Here is a 20,995-nt window from a genome sequence, read left to right as displayed (position 1 = left end):
CGGGGGGGCGGGAGCCGATGGCGAAGGTCGCGGTGTAGATGAGCCGGACGTTGACGCCCATCAGCGCCGCCGTGTCGGAATCCTGGAAGGTCGCGCGCATCGCCCGGCCGAGCCGCGTGCCGTTGATCAGCGCATAGGCCCCGACGATCAGCGCGAGCGCGGCGCAGAACACGAACAGGCGGATCCAGGAGATCGAGGCCGGCCCGATCGAGAGCGGTTGGTCGGGGAAGGGAGAGGGGATCGCCTTGGCGACGCCGCCGAACACCCAAAGCGTGCCGGACTGCAGGATGATGCCGGCGCCGATCATCACCAGCATCGTGGTGTCGATGTCCGCGCCCCGGAGCGGCCTCAGCAGCGTGAGTTCGATCAGCGCGCCGAGCGCGAGGCCCGCGACGATCGCGAAGGGCAGCGCGAGGAAGAAGTTCATCCCGAGCGACGCGGAGGCGATGTACATCGCATAGGCACCGAAGGTGTAAAGCGCTCCGTGGGTGAAGTTCACCACGTTCATGATGCCGAAGATCAACGTCAGCCCGATGCCGAGCAGCGCATAGGCGCCGCCCAGCACGAGCGCGTTGACGAGATGTTGCAGAAGTTGATCCACGGCTTACTCCATACGTGCGGGCGATCGGCTGCCGTCTGGGGCGCCGCCGTCATGCCCGGACTTGATCCGGGCATCCATCACCTTGCTCAAGAGGGATGGATCGCCGGGTCAAGCCCGGCGATGACGGCTCGTCCCGTGATCGATCAGAGCTTCACTTCGCCGATCTGGCCGTCGGCGATCTCGATCAGATAGACGCCGGGCTTCGACTGGCCGCTCTCCTTGCCCACCGGGCCGGACTTCTTGAACTCGATCGGGCCGTTGAGGCCGACGAGCTTGACGTCCCAGAAGGCCTTCTGGATGTCCTTCGACTCCGTGGAGCCGGCCTTCTCGATCGCGGCCGCGATTGTGCGGATGCCGTCATAGCCGCGGAAGCTCTCGGTCGCGCCCGCGAAGGGGTGGCCGCGCTTTTTCCACTCGGCGAGGAAGTACTCGGTCGCCTTCGGGTCCGGGGTCTTGTCCGGGGCCCAGGGCAGGAAGGTGGTGAGATGCATGGTCTTCTCGGCCGCGGCGCCCGCCTGGGCGACGATCTGGTCGGGGTTCTGCGAGCCGCCGGTCGTGATGACGCGCTTCTTCACGCCCATCGCGGCCATCTGCTTGAACACCAGGGTGAGCTGGTCGACCGCCGCGGTGATCATCAGCGTGTCGGCGTCGGTGCCTTTGATCTTGGCGAGCTGCGCGCTCATGTCCTGGGCGGCTGCGTCCATGGTCTCGGTGAGCCCGACCGTGACGCCTTTCTCCTTCAGCATCTTGCCGAAATCGCCCGCGGCGCCGCGGCCCCAGTCATTGTTGATGACGAGGAAGTCGGCCTTCTTGACGCCGAGCTTCTCGACCATCGGCGCGAACGCCTCGGCCTCGAGCGCGGAAGGCGGCGAGATGCGGAACACGAAGGGGTTGCCCGAATTGGTGATCTTGCCCGACGAGGAGGTCTCGACCAGCATCGGGACCTCGTACTCCTCGAGCTTCGGCATCACCGCGAGGGTGAGACTCGAGCCCCAGGCGCCCATCATCACCGGCGTCTCGTCGCTGGTGATCAGCTTTTCGGCGACGGCCGCCGCCTCGGTCGGGTTCGATTTGTTGTCCTCGATCACGAGCTCGATCTTCTTGCCGAGCACGCCGCCCTTGGCGTTGATCTCGTCGGCCGCGATCTTGGCGCCGTTCACCACATAGGCGCCGGACGCCGCGAAGGGGCCGGTCAGCGGCTCGTTGACGCCGATCTTGATCGTGTCGGCGGCGCTCGCCTGTCCGGCCATGAGGCCGAGCGCGAGCGCTGCGATGGAGGCTATGCGGATCATCGGCATGGCGGTCTCCTAGAGAACGGGGTTCAACGGGAACGGATGCGGTTCAGCCACCCGGTCAGGCGGCCAAGGATCAGGCCGGCGACGAGGCGGAAGGGGTTCAGCCCGGAGGGCGCCGAAGGCTCGGCCTCGACCGCGCGGCCCGAGAGCCTGGTTTCGAGGTTGCGGGCGAACTCCGCGGTAAGGCGGGCGGCGACGTCGCGCACCAGGCCCGGCCTGCCGAACTGCGCGAGCGGGCCCTTCAGCGTGTAGCCGACGGTCAGCACGACGTCGGAGGTCTCCGGCTCGGAGCCGGGACGCACCTCGTAGCGGACCTCGCCTTGCGCGGCGGAGCGCCCGTCGGCGCCGGCGCCCAGGATGCGGCCGCGCCGCGTAGCCTCGTCGCGCTCGATGTTGGCCACGCCGCGGAATGCGGCCGAGATCGGTCCGACCTTCACCCGGATGCCGCCCTCGACCCGCTCGGGCGAGGGCGTCGCCTCGACGAAGGCGCCGGGCAGGCAGACCGCAACCTCTTTGACATGGCCAAACAGCGCGAAGACGCGCTCGGGCGGAAAGGCGACAGAGAAGCGCTGCTCGAAGGTCTCGGCGGGGGTGAATTCGCGGACAGAGGTCGCGGCCGACGCCGGGATCCCCGACGCCGAGGCCGCTTCCCTCCGGTCAGGCGCGCTCCGGGGAGAGGCTCCGGGACGGTGGGCGCCGACCGGTCCAAGGGGGCGCTCGGAGACCGTCGCCGCGATCCCGCGATCGCGGCGCTCCGCGATCACGGACCGGATGGCGCGGACGATCCCGGCATAGCCGGTGCAGCGGCAAAGATTGCCCGCAAGCCCTATGCGGATGCGCCGCTCGTCGGGTTCAGGCAGCCGCAGAGCGAGATCGCGCGCGGCGATCAGCATGCCGGGCGTGCAGAAGCCGCACTGGAGCGCGTGCTCGCGGTTGAAGGCGGCGCGGAGCTCCGCTGTCAGTTCGTCGTCGTCGAGGCCTTCGATGGTGACGATCTCGGCGTCGCCGCAGGTCGCCGCGAAGGTGATGCAGCCCCGCGCCGGCTCGCCGTCGACGAGCAGCGTGCAGGCGCCGCAGACGCCGTGCTCGCAGCCGAGATGGGTGCCGGTGAGGTCGAGTTCTTCCCGCAGGAAGTCCGCGAGATGCGTGCGCGGCTCGACCTCGGCCTCGACGGAGCGGCCATTGACCGTAAGCGAGAGCGGCGCCTTCAGGGGCGGGCGGACATGGGCGTTCATGCCGCCGCCCTCGTCTCGACGAGCGGCTCGCCTTCGGCCTGGATGACGGCGCGGCGCAGAATCTCGATATGCACGTGGCGCGCGACGGGATCGGTCACGCCGGCGTCGATCAGCGCCCGGTCCGCGACCGAACGGTCGAACTCGGACGCGAAGCCCGGCCGGATGCTGCCGCCGAACAGCACGGAGGCGTCGGGAAACACCAGCGGCGGGGCGTCGATCGCCCCGATCACGCAGCGGCCGGTCCCGCGCTCCGGGTCGATCAGCGCGGCGCCGATCGCATGCGCGAACTCGCCGACCTTGCGGGCGTGCTTCACGAAGCCGAAGCGCGCCGTCTCCGGGACCATCGGGATGCGCACCGCAGCCAGCACCTCGTCCGCCTGAAGCGAGGTTTCGAGCGCGCCGGTCACGAAGTCTCCGATCGCAAGGCGATGCCGGCCCGATCGGGAGGCGATCTCGACCGTGGCGCCGAGCGCGGACAGCGCCGAGAGCCAGTCGGCCGCGGGATCGGCGTGGCTGAGGCTGCCGCCGATCGTGCCGCGGTTGCGCACCGCCCTGTAGGCGATGCCGGAGGCGACGCGCGCCAGCATGTCGGCGCCGACGTCCGGCACGCGCCCGTCCTCGATGTCGGCATGCGTGCAGCACGCCCCGATCACGAGCGTCCCGCCCTCGTGGTCGAAACGGCGAAGCTCGGCGACGCCCGAGACGTCGACCACGAGGGCGGGCTCGACGAGGCGCAGATTGAGCATCGGACCGAGCGACTGGCCGCCGGCCAGCACCTTTGCGAGGCCGCCGGCGCCGGCGAGCAGGGCGCCGGCCTCCTCAAGGTCCCGCGGGCGTTCGAGGGCGAAGCGCGAGGCCTTCATGCCGCGTCCCTTCTGCCCTGGAGGTCGTCGGCGTTTGGCTTCGAGCCTCGACGCGCGGCGAGCACAGCCTCGACGACGCGGCGCGGCGAGATCGGCGAGACCAGCAACTCGGCCCCGAGCGGCCTGAGCGCGTCGTTGACCGCATTCGCGACCGCGGCCGGCGGCGCGATCGCGCCGCCCTCGCCGATGCCCTTCACGCCGAACTGCGTGTAGGGCGAGGGCGTCTCCATATGGTCGATGCGCGGGGCCGGCACTTCGGCCGCGCCGGGCAGCAGATAGTCGGCGAGCGTCGAGGCGAGCGGCTGGCCTGCGACGTCGAACGGCATCTCCTCGTAGAGCGCCGTGCCAATCCCCTGCGCGAGGCCGCCGAGGATCTGGCCGTCCACCACCATCGGGTTCACCAGCACGCCGCCGTCCTCGACGATCACGTAGTCGAGGATCTCGACCGAGCCGATCTCCGGATCGACCGCCACCACGACGGCGTGCGCCGCATAGGAGAAGGTGCCGCTGTCGCGGACCGGCTTGTAGCCGGCCGTGACCTCGAGCCCGTGCGGGTCGACGTCCGGCGGCAGGTCCTGCGGGCGCCGATACCAGACGCGCGCGACCTCGGCGACCGAGAGGTCCCCGGCCGGCCCGACCACGCGGCCAGCCTCCAGCCGGACGTCGTCCGGAGCCGCCTGCAGCAAGTGCGCGCCGATCAGCCGGACCCGCTCGCCGAGCTCCTTGCAGGCGGTCGCCACCGCGCCGCCGGCCATCACCATCATGCGGGAGCCCCAGGCGCCGGTGGAGTAGGGCGTCATGGCCGTGTCGCCATGGACCAGCCTCACCCGCTCGACGGAAACGCCGAGGATCTCGTGCGCGACCTGGGCGAGCGTGGTCTCGAGGCTCTGGCCGTGGCTGTGGGCGCCTATGCGGAGCTCCAGTCCTCCGTCGGGCGTCAGCCGCGCCCCGGCCTGTTCGTGGCCCGGCACCATCGGGATGCCCCAGCCGGAATAGACCGAAGTGCCGTGCGCCGCCTGCTCGCAATAGATCGACAGACCGAAGCCGATCCGGCGGCCGTCGGGCTCGCCCCGTTTCTGGCGGGCGCGAACCGCCTCGACGTCGATCGCCGCCAGCGCGCGCGTGAGCGCTTCCGGATAGTCGCCGGAGTCGAAATGCTTCTTCGTAATGTTGTCGAAGGGCATCTGCTCGGGGCGCACGAGGTTTTTCAGCCGCACCGTCTCGGGCGGCAGGCCGGCCTCGGCCGCGACGGCGTCGAGCGCGAGCTCGAGCGCGAAGCACACCCCGGTCCGGGCGACGCCGCGATAGGGCAGGATCGGGGCCTTGTTGGTCGCGACCGACCAGGTGCGGCAGCGATAGCCTGGGAAGTCATAGGGGCCGGGCAGGATGCTCGCGACCTGCGCGGCTTCGAGGCACGCCGAGAACGGGTAGGCGGAGTAGGCGCCGGAATCGACCGTCGCCTCGCAATCGACCCCGCGGATCGTCCCGTCGCGCTCGGCGTAGACCGTAATCTCGTAATGGTGCTCGCGGCAGTTCGCGTTCGCGACGAGCTGCTCGCGGCGATCCTCGATCCAGCGCACCGGATGGCCGCAGGAGAGCGCCAGCCAGCCGAGGCAGACCTCTTCGGCGAGCAGGATGCCCTTGTAGCCGAAGCCGCCGCCGACGTCTGGCGAGACGATCCGGATGCGGCCCTCCTCGATCCCGAGGCATTCGGAGAGCCCTGATCGCACGATGTGGGGCATCTGGCAGGCGGTGATCAGGTTAAGCTGGTCGAGCCGCCGGTCGAGATGCGCCACCACCCCGCGGCCCTCGAGCGGCGACATGCATTGCCGGCTGGTCGAGATCGTACGGCTCACCTTGATCGGCGCGTCGAAAGCCGAGGCGATGTCGATGTCGACGAATGTCTCCAGGAAGACGTTGTCGCCCCAATGCTCGTGGACGAGCGCCGCGCCGGGCTCGCGGGCTTGTCGCATGTCGTGGAGAGCGGGCAGCTCCTCGAGGTCGAGGACCACACGTGCGGCGACGTCCTCGGCCTCGGCCCGGGTCGGGGCGACGCACATCGCGACGAGTTCGCCGACCTGCCGCACCTTCTCGGTCGCGAGCGGCTGCTGCTCCGAGACCTTGAAGCCCGGCAGGCCGGAGACGGCGCGGATCGGCTTCACGCCGTCGAGGTCGGCCGCGATAAAGACCTGGGATCGGATGTCGTCCGGAATCTCGATGCCGCGGATGCGGGCGTGGGCGAGCGGGCTGCGCACGAAGGCGACGTCCCGCATGCCCGCCATCTTGACGTCGCCGACATATTGGCCGCGCCCGCGCATGTAGCGGTCGTCCTCGCGGCGCGGCAGCCGCGCCCCGACGCCTTCCGGCTTGATGGCTGTGCGGGGGCCGGTCACGCGACCGACCCGTTCTTCTGGGCTTCCGCCAGCACGGCCTGCGCGGCGACGACGAGGCGGCCGGTCGGGGCGCGCAGCTCCTCGAGGATCGTGAAATGGTCCGCGCCCTCGATCGGAATCAGCGGGCCGAGCGCGCCTTCCGCCGCCCGCATGGCGTGAAGCGCGCGGGAGTCATGGATCAGGGCCGGGACTTCCGCCGTCCCGTAGGCGACGGCCAGCGGCTTCTGGACTATGGGCAGCTTCAGCGGCGAAAGCGTCGCGACCTCGTCGTCGCCGAGCTTCAGCACGTCGTTGAGGAAGGTCTCGCGGATGGGGCCGATGTCGTAGACGCCCGAGATCGCGAGGCCCGCGGCGACAGCCGAGTGGTTGAGCGCCATGGCGGCGAGCTGGCCGCCCGCCGACCAGCCGGAACAGACGATGGGCCCGGCGACGCCGTGCTGCGGCCCCTCCCGGGCCAGCCAGTCGAACGCTTCGCCGATCTCGGCGACGATGTCGGTCAGCGTCGCGTCCGGCGCGAGCGAGTAGCCGATCAGCGCGACCGACCATCCGGCAGCGAGCGCGCCCTCGGCGTAATGGGCGAACTGCTCGCGGGAGTTCCTCTGCCAGTAGCCGCCATGAATGAAGGCGAGGCAGGGAGCGGACGGAGAGGCGGCGGGATAAAGATCGATCTTCTGCCTCGGCTTCGGGCCGTAGGGCAGGTCGAGCTTCTCAGCATGCGCCGCGCGGAAGGCGTCGGCCGCCGCGTCGCGCGCGGCGATCAGCTCGGCGCTGTTCCTGACCGCCGCGTTGTTGTTGTAGGCCGCGTCGCGTTCGGCCTGGGAGAGGGTCTCCCAGACCTCCTGCGGCGCGCGCGCCCTATTGGAGCCAAGGCTCACGCCGCGATCGCCTGCGGCAGGATCGGCGAGTCGGCGTCGAAGCGCTTGCCGGCGCGCAGGCAGAAGGCCGGCTGCAGCAGCCGCTCGGCCACCACCCGGTGATCCTCGTTGTCGCGCAGGATGAAGCGGCCGCGGACATCGTCGAGCACCGAAACGTCCGCGCTGCGCCCGACCGCAAGCGCCCCGAGCGTGTCCGACATGCCGAGCATCTTGGCCGGGTTCGAGGTGACCATGGGAACGACCTGCTCGAGCGGCAGGCCGAGCGTCATCATCGAGCTCATCGCTTGGGTCAGGCTGAAGCGCGCCTGGCCCTTGAACGGATGGTTCTCGTCGTCCTCATGCTCTTCGGGCGTTCCGGCCGGAACCGGGATTTCGGGCACCTGCGTATTGTACCCGTGCATGTCGGCGCCGAGCGTGTGCGGGATGACGCCGGCCGCGAGCGCGGCGCGGGCGAGGCGGTAGGAGAAGTGGCTGCCATGGCCGACATCGACCTTGAGGCCGCGGTCGAGCGCCGCCTGGATGACGTGATGGACCTCCCCCTCGCGGTTCACGAAGCCGCCGGGATGGCGGGTGAACGGATGGGCGAGCACGTCGCCCTCCTTGAGCAGCGGGATGACGCGCTGGAGGATGGTGTCGGCGTCCTCGCCGTTCGCGCCGCTCTCGGGCAGGCCCCAGAGCTGGCCGAAATGGACGTAGAGCGGCAGGTCGACCCGGCGCGCGATCTCGGCCGCCATCTCCATGACGCGGATGCCCCAGCGCGCGAAGCCGCCGATCTCGGCATGGCCCTTGATGCCGCGGACGATGTCCTTGTTGGCGTTGGCCGAGCGGGTCGTGGCCTCGATGTCGACGCCGTCGGGGCTGTAGAGGTTCGGGTAGAAATGACCTTCGAGCCCGCCGACCAGATAGGCGGACAGGAAGCACAGAACGTTGGTCTCGGAGCGCTCGGCGATGAACTTGCGGAAGCCTGGCAGCGTCATGCAGGACGGGCCGCCCTGGTCGACCACCGTGGTGACGCCGGAGCGCACCCCGACCATGTCGGGGTCCAGCCCGAAGCGGCCGGTGACGTATTGGTAGATGTGGCCGTGGGTGTCGATCAGGCCGGGCAGCACGAGCTTGCCCGCGACGTTGATCACCTCGGCGGCGCTGCTCGGGATGATGGCTTCCTCGATCGCCGCCACCTTGCCGTTCTTGATCGCGACGTCGCGGACGCCGTCGACGCCCGTGGAGGGGCAAATCACGCGGCCGCCCTTCAGCAGCAGATCGTAGCCAGTCGCTTCCGCCATGCCGGACCTCCATCCTCGCGCGACGCGTCGGCGCATGGCGCGTCGCTGAAAATACGAAGTATGCTTCGCAAATCGAGTATGCAGGCGACGTGCCATTCCGCCAAGCCGAAATGCCGCGCGGCGGAGGTCAAATCACCAGCGAGCCCTTGAAGGAATGAGCGAAAACACAGCCGGATCAGATAGTTCCAATTCAATTTGGCCGCTGATGGAGCGGCCGGGCTTTCTCGCCAGGCGGATTCATCAGATCCATGTGAGCCTGTTCGCGGAGTTCTGCGCCGAGTTCCGCGTGACCCCGCTGCAGTACAGCCTGCTGTCGGAACTCTCGCTGCGCTGCGTCGCGGACCAGTCGACGCTCGCCCGCGCCGTCTCGCTCGATCGGACCACCACCACCGGCGCCCTGAAACGCTTGGAGGCTCGGGGCCTCGTGCAGCGCGTCACCTCGACGTCGGATCGGCGGGCTCAGGCCTGCCGGCTGACGCCGGAGGGTGAGACGCTGCTCGCCGCCATGGAGCGCTCTGCGCGCCGCGCGCACGAGGCGACGGTGGAGAACCTGAGCAAGACGGATCAGGCGAAACTGATCGCCCTGCTGAAGCGGGTCGTCGCCTCCCATGAGGGGCGGCAGACCACGGGATTGCCCGAGGCTTAGGCGAAGGCTGCCCGTTCCTTGGGCGCGCGGCGGCGCTGGAGCAGGTAGACGACCCCCGCCAGCAGCAGGGCCGGAATCTGGATCCAGCCGGCGGACGGCCGGCCGGGCGCGGGCTCGATCACGGCCGTCACCATCTGTCCCGTCTCGAGCCCGATCCGCTTGGCGTAGGAGCCGAACGCGACCGTCCCGATGGTCACCTGGTCGCCGAGCGCCGAGACGCTCAGCCCGAGCTCCCGCAACCGTTCCTGCGGCGTCGGTTTCGGAGCCCCGATCGGCAGGCTGACGGTCTTGCGCACGTCCTCGCCCTCGATGGTGGTGCCCTCCACCACGAAGGCGAGGCGCTTGTCCTCCGGCGCGGCCGCGACCGCGGCGAGGAACTGCGACGCCGGCTTCTCCACCGTCGCCGGGTGCACCTGGTTGATGAACCAGTCCGGCCGGAACAGTGCGAAGCACGCGACGAGAAGCAGCGCGCTCTCCCAGAGCCGGCTCCGGGTGACGAAGAAATTCATGGTCGCGGCGGAGAACAGCAGGATCGCGGCCATGCACACGATCACGACCCAGAGGACGTGCGCCCAGCTGTCGACGCCGATCAGCAGGATCTCGGGGTTGAAGATGAACACGAAGGGTAGGATCGCGGTCCTGAGGGCGTAGAATGCGCCCTGGAAGCCGGTCTTGATCGGGTCCTCGCGCGAGATCGCGGCCGCGGCGAAGGCCGCGAGCCCGACGGGGGGCGTGATGTCGGCCATGATGCCGAAATAGAACACGAAGAGATGCACCGCGATCAGCGGGATCGCGAGCCCGGCCTGGGCGCCGAGCTCGACCACCACCGGCGCCATCAGGGTCGCGACCAGGATGTAGTTGGCGGTCGTCGGGATGCCCATGCCGAGCACGAGGCTGACCGCCGCGATCAGGATCAGCATAGCGATGACGTCGCCGCCGGACACGAACTCGACGAACTCGGTCATCATCAGCCCGAGGCCGGTTAGCGTGATGGTCCCGACCACGATGCCCGCGGTCGCGGTCGCGATCGCGATGCCGATCATGTTGCGGGCGCCGAGCGCGAGGCCGTCGACGAGGTCGGCCATGGCCGCGCGCGCCTCCGCCGCGACGTCGCCGTGCCGGAACAACGCGAGCAGCGGCCGGCGGGTCGCCACGATGGCGAGGATCGACACCGTCGCCCAGAAGGCCGAGAGGCCGGGCGACATCTGCTCGGCCATCAGGCACCAGAGCAGCACGAAGATTGGTATGAGGAAGTCGAGGCCGGTGACGGTGACGTCCCAAGCGCGCGGCAGCTTGAGGATCGGCGCGTTCGGGTCGTCGATCGCGAGATCCGGATGGCGCGCGGCGGCGAAGACGCAGCCGACATAGAGAACTGCGCCCGCGAAAGCGAGAACCCAGCCGGCGGCGTCGCCGAAGGCGGCCTGGGCGGCGACCACGCCGTAATAGGCGAGGCAGAGAACGACGATCGAGCCCGAGATCCCGAGGCCGGTGCGGATCAGGCGCGTGCGCGTCGAGGTCTTCTCCCGCGGGATCGGCTTGGAGCCGATCTTCAGCGCCTCGAGATGCACGATGTAGAGAAGCGCCACATAAGACGCGATGGCGGGCAGCAGCGCGTGTTTGACGATCTCCGAATAGGGGATGCCGACATATTCGACCATCAGGAAGGCGGCGGCGCCCATCACGGGCGGCATGATCTGGCCGTTGATCGAGGAGGCGGCCTCGATGGCGCCCGCCTTCACGCCCGACAGCCCCGTGCGCTTCATCAGGGGGATGGTGAAGATGCCGCCCGACACGACGTTGGAGACCGAGGAGCCCGAGACCACGCCGTTCAGCGCCGAGGACACCACCGCGACCTTGGCGGGCCCGCCGCGCAGATGCCCGAGCAGCGCGATCGAGATCTGCATCATCCAGTTGCCGGCGCCCGCCTTGTCGAGCAGCGTGCCGAACAGCACGAACAGGAACACGAAGCTGGTCGAGACCCCGAGAGCGATGCCGAACACGCCCTCGGTGGTCAGCCACTGGTGCTGCAGCGCCTTTGACAGCGACGCGCCCTTGTGGGCCAGCACGTCCGGCATGTAGGGGCCGGCGAAGGTGAAGGTGAGGAACGCGCAGGCGACGATCACCATCGGCAGGCCGAGGGCGCGGCGCGTCGCCTCGAGCAGCAGCAGGAGTCCCACGCTGGCCGTGACGAGGTCGGGCGTCGTGGGTTGTCCCGGACGCGCGGCGAGCTCGCGGTAGAACAGGAAGAAATACGCGCCCGCGAACGCGCCCGCGAGCGCCAGCGCCCAGTCGATCGGCCCGATCCGGTCGCGCCGTGACGACTTCAACGCCGGATAGGCCGTGAAGGCGAGGAACAGCGCGATCCCGAGATGGATGGCGCGGGCCTCGGTGTCGTTCAGGATGCCGAAGCCGAAGACGAAGGGCAGCGGCGAGGCGTACCAGAGCTGAAACAGCGACCAGACGACCGCGACCGTCGTGAGGATCGCGGCAGCGACGCCGGTCGGCCTGCGGCCGCCGACGTCGGCCTCGGCGACGAGCTGTTCGAGCTCGGCCGAGGGCGCGACGGCGGTCGGCTGGACGGCCGTCACGGGCGGGGCCGCAGCCGGCCGAGGCTCAGAGCCAGCCCTTTTCCTTATAGTACTTCTCCGCGCCCGGATGCAGCGGGGCCGAAAGCCCGTCCTTGATCATCTTGGCGGGGTCGAGATTGGCGAAGGCCGGGTGCAGCGACTTGAACTCGTTGAAGTTCTCGAACGTCGCCTTGACGATCTGGTAGACGACGTCGTCGGGCGTCTTGGACGAGGTCACCACGGTCGCCAGCACGCCATAGGTCTCGGTCGGGTCCGGATTGCCCGCATACATGCCGCCCTTGATGGTCGCCTTGGCGTAGAACGGCTTGCTGGCCACCAGCTTGTCGACCGCCTCGCCGGTGATCGACACGAGCTTCGCGCCGCAGGTCGTGGTGGGGTCCTGGATGTTCGCGGAAGGGTGGCCGACGCCGTAGAAGAAGGCGTCGATCTTGTTGTCGCAGAGCGCGGGGCCGTGCTCGTCGGCCTTGAGTTCGGAGGCGAGCGAGAAATCCTTCAGCGTCCATCCCTTGGCGGCGATCAACTCTTCGAGCGAGTTGCGGGTGCCCGACCCCGGATTGCCGACATTGACGCGCTTGCCCTTCAGCTCGTCGAACGTCTTGACGCCCGCTTCCTTGCGGGCGAGCACCGTGAAGGGCTCGGGATGAACCGAATACACGGCCCGCAGCTCTTCGAAGGGGCCCGCGTCTTTGAACGCGCCGATGCCCTTCATGCCATTGTACTGCACGTCCGACTGGGTCAGTCCGAAGTCGAGTTCGCCCGCCCGGATCGTGTTGACGTTGAAGGCCGAGCCGCCGGTCGACTCCACTGAGCAGCGGATGCCGTGGGTCTTGCGGTCCTTGTTGACGAGCCGGCAAATCGCGCCGCCGACCGCATAATAGACGCCCGTCACGCCGCCGGTGCCGATCGTCACGAACTTCTGCTGCGCCATCGCCGGGAGCGACGTCATGAGCGCCGCGCCGAACAGCGCGGCGGAAAACAGCTTGGTCGTCTTCGGCATGGCGGGTCCCCCTGTGGTCTGCGGTCCTCCGCGTCAGGCGGCGCGGACGAGAGCGGCGTCGACGGCGTCGCCGAGGCGCTCGACGATCGCGTCGATCTCAGCTTCGCTCACGATGAAGGGCGGCGCCAGCAGAACATGATCGCCGTTCACGCCGTCGATCGTGCCGCCCATCGGATAGACCATAAGCCCACGCGCCATCGCTTCGCGCTTCAAATGCGCGTGGAGCTTCCGCGAAGGCTCGAACGGGGCCCTCGACGCCCGGTCGCGCACCAACTCGATCGCCTGAAAGAGGCCGCGCCCGCGCACGTCTCCGACATGCGGCGCGTTGCCGAAGCGCTCCTCGAGCCGGCGCCTCAGGCGGCCGCCCATCGAGACCACATTGTTCAGCAGCCGGTCGCGGGCGATGATCCGTTGGACCGCGAGCCCCGCGGCGGCCGCCATCGGGTGGGCCATATAGGTGTGGCCGTGCTGGAAGAAGCCGGAGCCCCGCGCGAAGGCGTCGAAGATCCGTTGGCTAAGCAGCACCGCGCCGATCGGCTGGTAGCCGCCGCCGAGGCCCTTGGCGATCGTCATCAGGTCGGGCGCGACGCCGTCCTGTTCGCAGGCGTGCAGCGTGCCGGTGCGGCCCATGCCGCACATCACCTCGTCGAGGATCAGCAGCACGCCGTAGCGGTCGCAGATCGCGCGCACGCGCTTCAGATAGTCCGCGACCGGCGGGACGGCGCCCGCGGTGGCACCCACCACGGTCTCGGCCACGAAGGCCATGACCGCGTCGGGGCCGAGCTCCAGGATCTTGTCCTCGAGCGACTGGGCGGCGCGCGCCGCATAGGCGTCGTCGCTCTCGTCCGGCTCTTGGAAGCGGTAGGCGAAACAGGGATCGACGTGATGCGTCTCGATGAGCAGGGGGGCGAACTGGGCGCGCCGCCATTCATTGCCGCCAGCCGCGAGCGCGCCGAGCGTATTGCCGTGATAGCTCTGCCGCCGCGTGATGACGTGCCGCCGGTCCGGCTGGCCGATCTCGACGAAATACTGCCGCGCCATCTTGAGCGCGGCCTCCACGGCCTCGGACCCCCCGCTCACGAGATAGACGCGTGACAGGCCTTCGGGGGCGGTCGCGACCAGTTGCTCCGCAAGCGCCTCGGCCGCCTCGCTCGTGAAGAAGCCCGTGTGGGCGTAAGCGAGCCGGTCGAGCTGCGCGTGCAGCGCCGAGATCACGTCCGGGTGGCCGTGGCCGAGGCAGGAGACGGCCGCGCCGCCCGATGCGTCGATATAGCGGCGTCCTTCGGCGTCGATTAGCTCGACGCCTTCGCCGCCAATGGCGACAGGCGGCGCGCCCGCGGCGCTGCGATGCAGAAGTCTGCTCATGTCTCATCCGAAGCGCGTCAAGCTCGTCCCGCCCCCGGGCGGCCGAGAGAGAAAGACATGACGCTGACTTCGGGTCGAGGCTCAATTGAGCGCGAAGACCGCCAGTATCCTCAATCGAGCTCTTGCTAAGTGCCCGTGAAACGGATGGTGACGCGGCCACGTCCAGCCTTGACGATGGCGATCAGGTCGTCGACCTTTTTTGATCCATCGATTATAATGTTAGACTTGCTGCGGGATGCCGCTTGCGCAAGAGCGATAAGATCCGGTACCTTCTTCCTGCTGGCCGACAGGTCGAGATGCGCCCCCGCGTTAACCAGCTCGACCAAATCCTCGATTTTCTTCAATGCCCCCTCCGTTACGAAATTTCTCTGTCCCGATAAGTTGCTATCGCGTCACTAATTTGACAACGAGATTTTCATGAGATGGCAAGATGACACGGGTACGCCTTCAGGTAGTCCCGCGATCGCGAAGGGGGCCGGGCGGCCGGCGTTTCAGCCCGCCAGCCGATAGCCCACGCCGGCCTCGGTCAGCAGCAGACGCGGCCGCGCCGGATCGTCCTCGAGCTTGAGCCGCAGCTGGCGCACGAAGACGCGCAATGAGGTCTGGTCGCCCTCGTCCTGTCCCCAGACGGCGCGGAACAAATGGCGATGGGTCAGCACCTTGCCGGCATGCACCACCAGCTCCTGGAGGATCGCGAACTCCTTGGGGCTGAGCTTCACCTCCGCGCCGTCGCGGCTCACGCTGTGGCGCGCGAGGTCGACGACGAGCGAGCCCGCGCGGAAGATCGGCTCCGCGCCCCGATCCGCCAGGCGGTGCCGGAGCGCGGCGCGCATGCGGGCCATCAGTTCATCGGTCCCGAACGGCTTCGTCACATAGTCGTCGGCGCCGAGATCGAGCGCCGCGACCTTCGCGGCTTCCTCGCCGCGGCTCGAAAGCACCACGATCGGAACGGGGCTTTTTGCGCGGATCTCGCGGATCAGGTCGAGCCCGTCCATGTCGGGCAGGCCGAGGTCCAGCAACACGAGCTCGGGCGTCACGTGGCGCATGAGGCGCAGCGCCTCGGCCGCGGTCTCGGCCTCCAGCGCCTTGTAGTCGTTGACGCCGAGCGTCGTCCTGAGGAAGCGCCGGATCGGCGCCTCGTCGTCGACGATCAGGACGGTGATCGCGCTCGAGGCCATCAGGCCGCGCTCCGCTCTTCCGCCCGTCGCAGACGGAGGGTGAAGCGCGCGCCCCGGCCGGCAGGCGCAGTCTCGGCCGAGATCGAGCCGCCCATGGCTTCCAGAAATCCCTTCGCGATCGCAAGGCCGAGGCCGGTCCCTGCGGTCTTCCGGTCCCCCTCGGATGAGCGATAGAACCTCTCGAAGACGTGCGGAAGGTCCTCGGGCGAGACGCCAGGACCGTCGTCGGTGACAGTGAGCGAGACGCCGTCGCCGTCGCGGACGCCTTCGATCGCGATCCGGGCCGAGGCGGGCGTGTATTTGCCGGCGTTCTCCAGCACGTTGACCAGCGCGTGCTCGAGCAGGACCGGATCGCCGCGCGCGAGCAGCGGCGCCTCCGAGAATGCGACCGTCACCTCGCGGTCGCCGAGCGCCGACCCGGCCCGCCTCAGCGCCGAACCCACGACGTCCTCGAGGTCGAGCGCCTCGGCCTTCGCGGCCACGCCGCCGGCGTCGAGCTTCACCACGTCGAGAAGGTTGGCCACGAAGCGGTTCAGCCGCTCGGTCTCGCTCTGGGCGCTCGCCAGCATGTCGTCCCGCGTCGCTTCGTCGTAGAGGCCGCCATAGCTGCGCAGGCTGGTGATCACGCCCATGACGGTGGCGAGCGGGGTCTTGAGGTCGTGGCTGACGGAGGTGAGCAGCGCGCCGCGCAGCCGCTCGGTCTCCGCCTCGAGCCGCGCCTCGTCGACGTCGGCGGCGAGCCGGATGCGCTCGAGCGCGACCGCGGTCTGGTCGGCGAGGGCGTCGAGCAGGCGCCGCTCGGACGGGGTGAGGACGGCGCCGGCCGAGCGGCGGGCGACTCCCACGACGCCGAGCTTGCCGCGACTGGTCTTCAGCGGCAGGAACAGCCGCGTCGCGCCCGGCAGCGTCGCGGCGCCGCGTCCGGTCGGCTCGTCATGCTGGTAGGCCCAGGTGGCGGCGGCGAGCTCGGCGGCGTCGAGCTCGTCCTCGGGCGGATAGGCGCCGCCGATGGCGAGGCCGCTCGGCGCGGCGGTGAGCAGGACGACGTCGACCTTTAGCATCAGCGCGACCTGGTGGGCGGCCGCCCACAGCAGGTCGTCCTCGGTCGCGACCGCCGCGAGCTTGCGGGAGAACCCGTAGAGCTCGGCGGTGACGCGCGCCTGCTGGCGCGCCGACAGCGTCTGCGACCGCACGCGCGCCGCGACCGAGCTCGCCAGCACCGCGGTCAGCGAAAAGAACAGGATGGCCACGACGTTCGACGGGTCGCTGACGGTCAGCGAGAAGCGCGGGTCGGTGAAGAAGTAGTTGTAGGCGAGCGCAGCGAAGATCGACGCGGCGAGCGAGGGCCACAGCCCGTGGCGCACGGCGATCGCCAGCACCGCAGGCACGAAGATCAGCGAGATGTTGGGCAGGTCGATCGCGAGGTCGACGGCGAGGCCCGCGAGCCCGGCGAGCAGCACGGCGGCCGCGGCCGCGACGTAGCCGCGGATCCGCGGGGAGGCGGCGTCGGCGCGCGGCTCGACGCTCTTGGGCGGAACGGTCTCGCCGTCGCCCGCCGCGACCAGGACCGCGATCGGGCCGCAGCGCGCGATGAGGTCGGCCACCACCGAGCCGTTCCGCAGCTCGAACCAGCGCAAGCGCCGCGCCTTTCCGACCACGATGGTGGTGACGTTGCGACTCCGCGCGAAGTCCAGGATCTCGTCGGCGACGTTCGGGCCGCCGGGGAGGGCGAGAGCCTCGGCGCCGAGCGTCTCGGCGAGCCTCAGCGTATCGGCGATCCGGTCTCGCTCGGCCTCGGAAAGGCGCGCGTGGCGCGCGGTCTCGATGCTGACGCAGAGCCATTCGGCGCGATAGCGATCGGCCAGGCGCTTGCCCATCCGCGCCAGCGCCGCGGCGCCCGGCCGCTCGTCGATCGCGACAAGGATGCGCTCGGCCGCCGGCCATGGCCCCTCGATGGCGTTGGCGCGCATGTGCTCGCGCATGTCGGCGTCGACGCGCTCGGCGGTGCGGCGGAGCGCAAGCTCGCGCAGCGCCGTCAGGTTGCCGGGCTGGAAGAAGTGGCGGACCGCGCGCTCCGCCTGCTCGCGGACATAGACCTTGCCGGCCGCGAGGCGCTTGCGCAGGTCGTCGGGCGTCACGTCCACCACTTCGACCTCGTCGGCGAGGTCGAAGATGCGGTCGGGGACGGTCTCGCGCACCCGGACGCGGGTGATGCGCGCCACTACGTCGTTCAGGCTCTCGAGATGCTGGACGTTGACGGTCGTGAAGACGTCGATCCCGGCCGCGAGGATCTCCTCGACGTCCTGATGGCGCTTGGGGTGACGGGAGCCGGGCGCGTTGGTGTGGGCGAGCTCATCGACCAGGACGAGCTTGGGCGCCCGCTTCAGGACCGCGTCGACGTCCATCTCCTTGAGCGCGCGGCCGCGATACTCGACCTCGACCATCGGCAGGGCGTCGAGCCCGTCTAGGAGCGCCTGGGTCTCGGCGCGGCCATGCGTCTCCACCACGCCCACAGCGACATCGACGCCCTCGCGACGCGCCGCCTGCGCCTCGGTCAGCATCTCGTAGGTCTTACCGACGCCCGGCGCCGCGCCGAGGAAGATCTTGAGACGCCCGCGGCGTTGCCGACCCGCGGCGGCGAGGAAGCTTTCGGGCGATGGACGGGCGTCGGGCGGCATCGATTGAGTTTAGCGAGATGAAGCGGCGAACGCTTGCGTGCTTCGAGACGCCTGCCGACGCAGGCTCCTCAGCATGAGGAGCCTTCTCCGCTCTTCTACGGCCCTCATGGAGGAGGCGCGAAGCGCCGTCTCGAAGCACGCGATCCGTTTCCGCACCCCTTACTTCATTGCGTCGAGCGCCATGTTGAGCGCGAGCACGTTGACCCGCGGCTCGCCGATCAGTCCGAGCAGCCGCGGCTGGATCGAGTGGTCGACCAGCGCCCTGACGTCGGCCTCGGGCAGCGAGCGCTCGCGCGCCACGCGCGAGATTTGCGCATGGGCCGAGGCGGGCGAGACGCCCGGGTCGAGGCCGGAGCCGGAGGCGGTGACGAGGTCGGCCGGGACCGGACCGGACAGGCCGTTCTCGGCCTTCGCCTTCTCGACGTCGCTCTTGATCCGTTCGGCGAGCGCCTTGGAGGTCGGCCCGAGATTTGAGCCCGAGGAGGAGCTTGCGTCATAGCCGTTCTGACCGGCCGCCGAGGGACGCCCGTGGAAGTAGCGCGGACTTGCGAAGGACTGGCCGATCAGGCTGGAGCCGACGATCCGGCCGTCCTGCTCGATCATAGAGCCGTTGGCCTGCGCCGGCAGGGCGACCTGCGCGACGCCGGTGATCGCAAGCGGATAGACGACGCCGGTCACGATCGTGAAGAGAAGGAGAAGGATGAGAGCGGGGCGAAAGTGGATGAGCATGGGACTGTCACCGGTTCAAAAGAAGGCTCGTCATTCCCCGGCTGGTCCGGGGAATCCGTCGGCGGCGTAGAGCGCACGCGGCCAAGGATCGAGCGGCGGAAGGTTGGATCCCCCGGGGCGGGCCGGGGGACGACGGCGGAGGGGGCTTTGGGGTCATGCGATCCCCAGCGCGGCGACGCCCATGTCGATGAGCTTGATGCCGATGAAGGGCGCGATCAGGCCGCCGAGGCCGTAGACCAGGAGGTTGCGGCGGAGCAGCGCCGCGGCGTTCGACGGCGTGTACGACACGCCCTTGAGGGCGAGCGGCACCAGCGCCACGATGATGAGGGCGTTGAAGATGATCGCCGACAGGATCGCGCTCTGCGGGCTCGCTAGCCCCATGACGTTGAGCGCGCCGAGCGGCGGATAGAGCGCCACGAACATCGCCGGGATGATCGCGAAATATTTGGCGACGTCGTTGGCGATCGAGAAGGTGGTGAGCGCGCCGCGCGTCATCAGCAGCTGTTTGCCGATGCCGACGATCTCGATGAGCTTCGTCGGATCTGAGTCGAGGTCGACCATGTTGCCGGCCTCGCGGGCCGCGACCGTTCCGGTCTGCATCGCGACGCCGACGTCGGCCTGGGCGAGCGCGGGCGCGTCGTTGGTGCCGTCGCCGCACATCGCGACCAGCTTGCCGCCCTCCTGCTCCTTCCGGATCAGCGCGAGCTTCGCCTCGGGCGTCGCCTCGGCGAGGAAATCGTCGACGCCCGCCTCCGCGGCGATCGCGGCCGCGGTCATGGGGTTGTCGCCCGTGATCATGAGGGTGCGGATGCCCATGGCGCGGAGTTCCTGGAAACGCTCGCGGATGCCGCCCTTCACGATGTCCTTGAGGTAGACGACGCCGAGGATCCTCTGGTCGGTCGCGACGACGAGCGGCGTGCCGCCCTCCCGCGCCACGCGCTCGACGATCTCGCCGAGCTCGTCCGGGATCCGCCCCCCGAGAGCCTTCACATGGGCGATGACGGCGTCGCCCGCGCCTTTGCGGATCTTGGTCGCCCCGATGTCGACGCCGCTCATCCGGGTCTGGGCCGAGAACGGGATGAAGGTCGCGTCGAGCGGCTCGATCTCGCGGCCGCGCAGGCCGTGCGCCGCCTTGGCGAGCACGACGATGGAGCGGCCCTCCGGCGTCTCGTCCGACAGGCTCGCGAGCTGCGCCGCGTCGGCGAGCTGGCTCGCGCGGACGCCCGGAAGCGGCAGGAACTCGGCCGCCTGCCGGCTGCCGAGCGTGATGGTGCCGGTCTTGTCGAGCAGCAGCACGTCGACGTCGCCGGCGGCCTCGACGGCGCGGCCCGACATGGCGAGGACGTTGAAGCGCACCAGCCGGTTCATGCCCGCGATGCCGATCGCCGACAGCAGGCCGCCGATCGTCGTCGGGATCAGCGTCACGAACAGCGCGACGAGCACGATCACCGGGACCGCGCCGCCCGAATAGGCGGCAAAGGACGGGATGGTGACGGTCGCGAGCACGAAGATCAGCGACAGGCCCGCGAGCAGGATGGTGAGCGCGATCTCGTTCGGCGTCTTCTGCCGCTCGGCCCCCTCGACCAGCGCGATCATGCGGTCGAGGAAGCTGGAGCCGGCGGCGGCCGTGATGCGCACCTTGATGTGGTCGGACAGCACCTTAGTGCCGCCGGTCACGGCCGAGCGGTCGCCGCCCGACTCCCGGATCACCGGCGCGCTCTCGCCCGTGATCGCGCTCTCGTCGACGGTGGCGACGCCCTCGACGACCTCGCCGTCGCCTGGGATGAGGTCGCCGGGCTCGACGAGCACCAGGTCGCCGACCTTCAGCGCCGGGGCCGCGACCTCTTCGTAAGCGTTGGATTTTCCAGTCAGGCGCTTCGCGACGGTTTCGGAACGCGTCCGGCGGAGCGCGTCGGCCTGCGCCTTGCCCCGACCTTCGGCGAGAGCCTCCGAGAAGGTCGCGAAATAGACTGTGAGCCAGAGCCAGACAGCGAGTTGGCCGGAGAACGCCGCGCCGGAGCCCGCGAGGAGGTCGCGGACGAACAGGATCGTGGCGACGACGGCCACGACCTCGACCGCGAACATCACCGGATTGCGGATGAGCTCGCGCGGGTTGAGCTTCTTCAGAGCCGAGCCGAGCGCCGGTGCGATCAGCGCGGGGTCGAGCAGGGAGCGGGATTGCGCGGACATGAGGGGGACCCATCGATGGGCGTCGGGACCGGCGGCGCGATCAAGGCGCGAATCGCGATCAGGACGAGGGCGAGAAGAC

The 20,995-nt window shown here is 69.5% G+C and carries 16 protein-coding genes; 1 reads left to right on the top strand and 15 read right to left on the bottom strand.

The window, feature by feature from the left end; genetic code table 11:
• The 7 genes from EK403_RS13420 to EK403_RS13390 form a co-directional block, all read right to left on the bottom strand.
• Positions 1–601: branched-chain amino acid ABC transporter permease (locus tag EK403_RS13420; protein ID WP_245479691.1), on the bottom strand; the 601-nt coding region annotated here is incomplete at its 3' end.
• Between the two features lie 143 nt (positions 602–744).
• On the bottom strand, positions 745–1,851 hold the full coding sequence (locus tag EK403_RS13415; RefSeq protein ID WP_245479698.1) for an ABC transporter substrate-binding protein: 1,107 nt from the start codon (positions 1,849–1,851) through the stop codon (positions 745–747).
• Positions 1,852–1,922: 71 nt separating this feature from the next.
• A complete protein-coding gene (locus EK403_RS13410; RefSeq protein WP_128777987.1) occupies positions 1,923–3,131 on the bottom strand; it encodes a xanthine dehydrogenase family Fe-S subunit in 1,209 nt (402 codons plus the stop codon).
• Entirely contained in the window at positions 3,128–3,994 is an 867-nt protein-coding gene (locus EK403_RS13405; RefSeq protein ID WP_128777986.1) for an FAD binding domain-containing protein, read from the bottom strand. Before EK403_RS13405 ends, EK403_RS13410 begins: the two co-directional genes overlap by 4 nt.
• A complete protein-coding gene (locus EK403_RS13400; protein WP_128778040.1) occupies positions 3,991–6,312 on the bottom strand; it encodes a xanthine dehydrogenase family protein molybdopterin-binding subunit in 2,322 nt (773 codons plus the stop codon). The genes EK403_RS13405 and EK403_RS13400 overlap by 4 nt, the downstream gene beginning before the upstream one ends.
• A 71-nt stretch (positions 6,313–6,383) precedes the next feature.
• Positions 6,384–7,262, bottom strand: a complete 879-nt coding sequence (locus EK403_RS13395) for an alpha/beta hydrolase (RefSeq protein ID WP_128777985.1) — start codon at positions 7,260–7,262, stop codon at positions 6,384–6,386.
• A complete protein-coding gene (locus EK403_RS13390) occupies positions 7,259–8,545 on the bottom strand; it encodes an amidohydrolase/deacetylase family metallohydrolase (protein WP_128777984.1) in 1,287 nt (428 codons plus the stop codon). The genes EK403_RS13395 and EK403_RS13390 overlap by 4 nt, the downstream gene beginning before the upstream one ends.
• A gap of 154 nt (positions 8,546–8,699) precedes the next feature.
• On the opposite strand from EK403_RS13390, the gene EK403_RS13385 reads away from it, so the two are divergent.
• Positions 8,700–9,191 (top strand): MarR family winged helix-turn-helix transcriptional regulator, encoded by a 492-nt coding sequence (locus tag EK403_RS13385; protein WP_245479690.1) that lies wholly within the window; start codon positions 8,700–8,702, stop codon positions 9,189–9,191.
• On the opposite strand, the gene EK403_RS13380 is transcribed toward EK403_RS13385, so the two are convergent.
• The 8 genes from EK403_RS13380 to kdpB form a co-directional block, all read right to left on the bottom strand.
• Entirely contained in the window at positions 9,188–11,674 is a 2,487-nt protein-coding gene (locus EK403_RS13380; protein ID WP_128778038.1) for a TRAP transporter permease, read from the bottom strand. The genes EK403_RS13385 and EK403_RS13380 overlap by 4 nt on opposite strands.
• A 130-nt stretch (positions 11,675–11,804) precedes the next feature.
• A complete protein-coding gene (locus tag EK403_RS13375) occupies positions 11,805–12,776 on the bottom strand; it encodes a TAXI family TRAP transporter solute-binding subunit (RefSeq protein WP_128777983.1) in 972 nt (323 codons plus the stop codon).
• Positions 12,777–12,809: 33 nt separating this feature from the next.
• Positions 12,810–14,141 (bottom strand): aspartate aminotransferase family protein, encoded by a 1,332-nt coding sequence (locus EK403_RS13370; RefSeq protein ID WP_128777982.1) that lies wholly within the window; start codon positions 14,139–14,141, stop codon positions 12,810–12,812.
• A gap of 125 nt (positions 14,142–14,266) precedes the next feature.
• Complete coding sequence (locus tag EK403_RS13365) at positions 14,267–14,485, bottom strand: hypothetical protein (protein WP_128777981.1); 219 nt, start codon at positions 14,483–14,485, stop codon at positions 14,267–14,269.
• A 147-nt stretch (positions 14,486–14,632) separates the two neighbouring features.
• Positions 14,633–15,319 carry a response regulator gene (locus EK403_RS13360; RefSeq protein ID WP_128777980.1) on the bottom strand — a complete coding sequence of 229 codons (687 nt, stop codon included), beginning with the start codon at positions 15,317–15,319 and terminating at the stop codon, positions 14,633–14,635.
• Positions 15,319–17,997: a sensor histidine kinase gene (locus tag EK403_RS13355; RefSeq protein WP_128777979.1), complete on the bottom strand. Its 2,679-nt coding sequence runs from the start codon at positions 17,995–17,997 to the stop codon at positions 15,319–15,321. Before EK403_RS13355 ends, EK403_RS13360 begins: the two co-directional genes overlap by 1 nt.
• 159 nt (positions 17,998–18,156) lie before the next feature.
• Positions 18,157–18,726 (bottom strand): potassium-transporting ATPase subunit KdpC, encoded by a 570-nt coding sequence (gene kdpC, locus EK403_RS13350; RefSeq protein ID WP_128777978.1) that lies wholly within the window; start codon positions 18,724–18,726, stop codon positions 18,157–18,159.
• A 153-nt stretch (positions 18,727–18,879) separates the two neighbouring features.
• Positions 18,880–20,916 carry a potassium-transporting ATPase subunit KdpB gene (kdpB, locus tag EK403_RS13345; RefSeq protein ID WP_128777977.1) on the bottom strand — a complete coding sequence of 679 codons (2,037 nt, stop codon included), beginning with the start codon at positions 20,914–20,916 and terminating at the stop codon, positions 18,880–18,882.
• Positions 20,917–20,995: the final 79 nt, after the last annotated feature.

This window comes from Hansschlegelia zhihuaiae (genome assembly GCF_004103825.1).
GTDB classification, from domain to species: Bacteria; Pseudomonadota; Alphaproteobacteria; order Rhizobiales; family Methylopilaceae; genus Methylopila; species Methylopila zhihuaiae.
The sequence above is the reverse complement of the archived record's forward strand: the minus strand, read 5'-3'. Positions and strand labels throughout refer to the sequence as shown.

Bases quoted from the DNA above. Each gene is read 5' to 3' on its own strand.
- EK403_RS13415 (WP_245479698.1), bottom strand. From the start codon at position 1,851: ATGGCCGGACAGGCGAGCGCCGCCGACACGATCAAGATCGGCGTCAAC.
- EK403_RS13410 (WP_128777987.1), bottom strand. From the start codon at position 3,131: ATGAACGCCCATGTCCGCCCGCCCCTGAAGGCGCCGCTCTCGCTTACG.
- EK403_RS13405 (WP_128777986.1), bottom strand. From the start codon at position 3,994: ATGAAGGCCTCGCGCTTCGCCCTCGAACGCCCGCGGGACCTTGAGGAG.
- EK403_RS13400 (WP_128778040.1), bottom strand. From the start codon at position 6,312: ATGCGCGGGCGCGGCCAATATGTCGGCGACGTCAAGATGGCGGGCATG.
- EK403_RS13390 (WP_128777984.1), bottom strand. From the start codon at position 8,545: ATGGCGGAAGCGACTGGCTACGATCTGCTGCTGAAGGGCGGCCGCGTG.
- EK403_RS13385 (WP_245479690.1), top strand. From the start codon at position 8,700: ATGAGCGAAAACACAGCCGGATCAGATAGTTCCAATTCAATTTGGCCG.
- EK403_RS13375 (WP_128777983.1), bottom strand. From the start codon at position 12,776: ATGCCGAAGACGACCAAGCTGTTTTCCGCCGCGCTGTTCGGCGCGGCG.
- EK403_RS13370 (WP_128777982.1), bottom strand. From the start codon at position 14,141: ATGAGCAGACTTCTGCATCGCAGCGCCGCGGGCGCGCCGCCTGTCGCC.
- EK403_RS13360 (WP_128777980.1), bottom strand. From the start codon at position 15,319: ATGGCCTCGAGCGCGATCACCGTCCTGATCGTCGACGACGAGGCGCCG.
- EK403_RS13355 (WP_128777979.1), bottom strand. From the start codon at position 17,997: ATGCCGCCCGACGCCCGTCCATCGCCCGAAAGCTTCCTCGCCGCCGCG.
- kdpC (WP_128777978.1), bottom strand. From the start codon at position 18,726: ATGCTCATCCACTTTCGCCCCGCTCTCATCCTTCTCCTTCTCTTCACG.
- kdpB (WP_128777977.1), bottom strand. From the start codon at position 20,916: ATGTCCGCGCAATCCCGCTCCCTGCTCGACCCCGCGCTGATCGCACCG.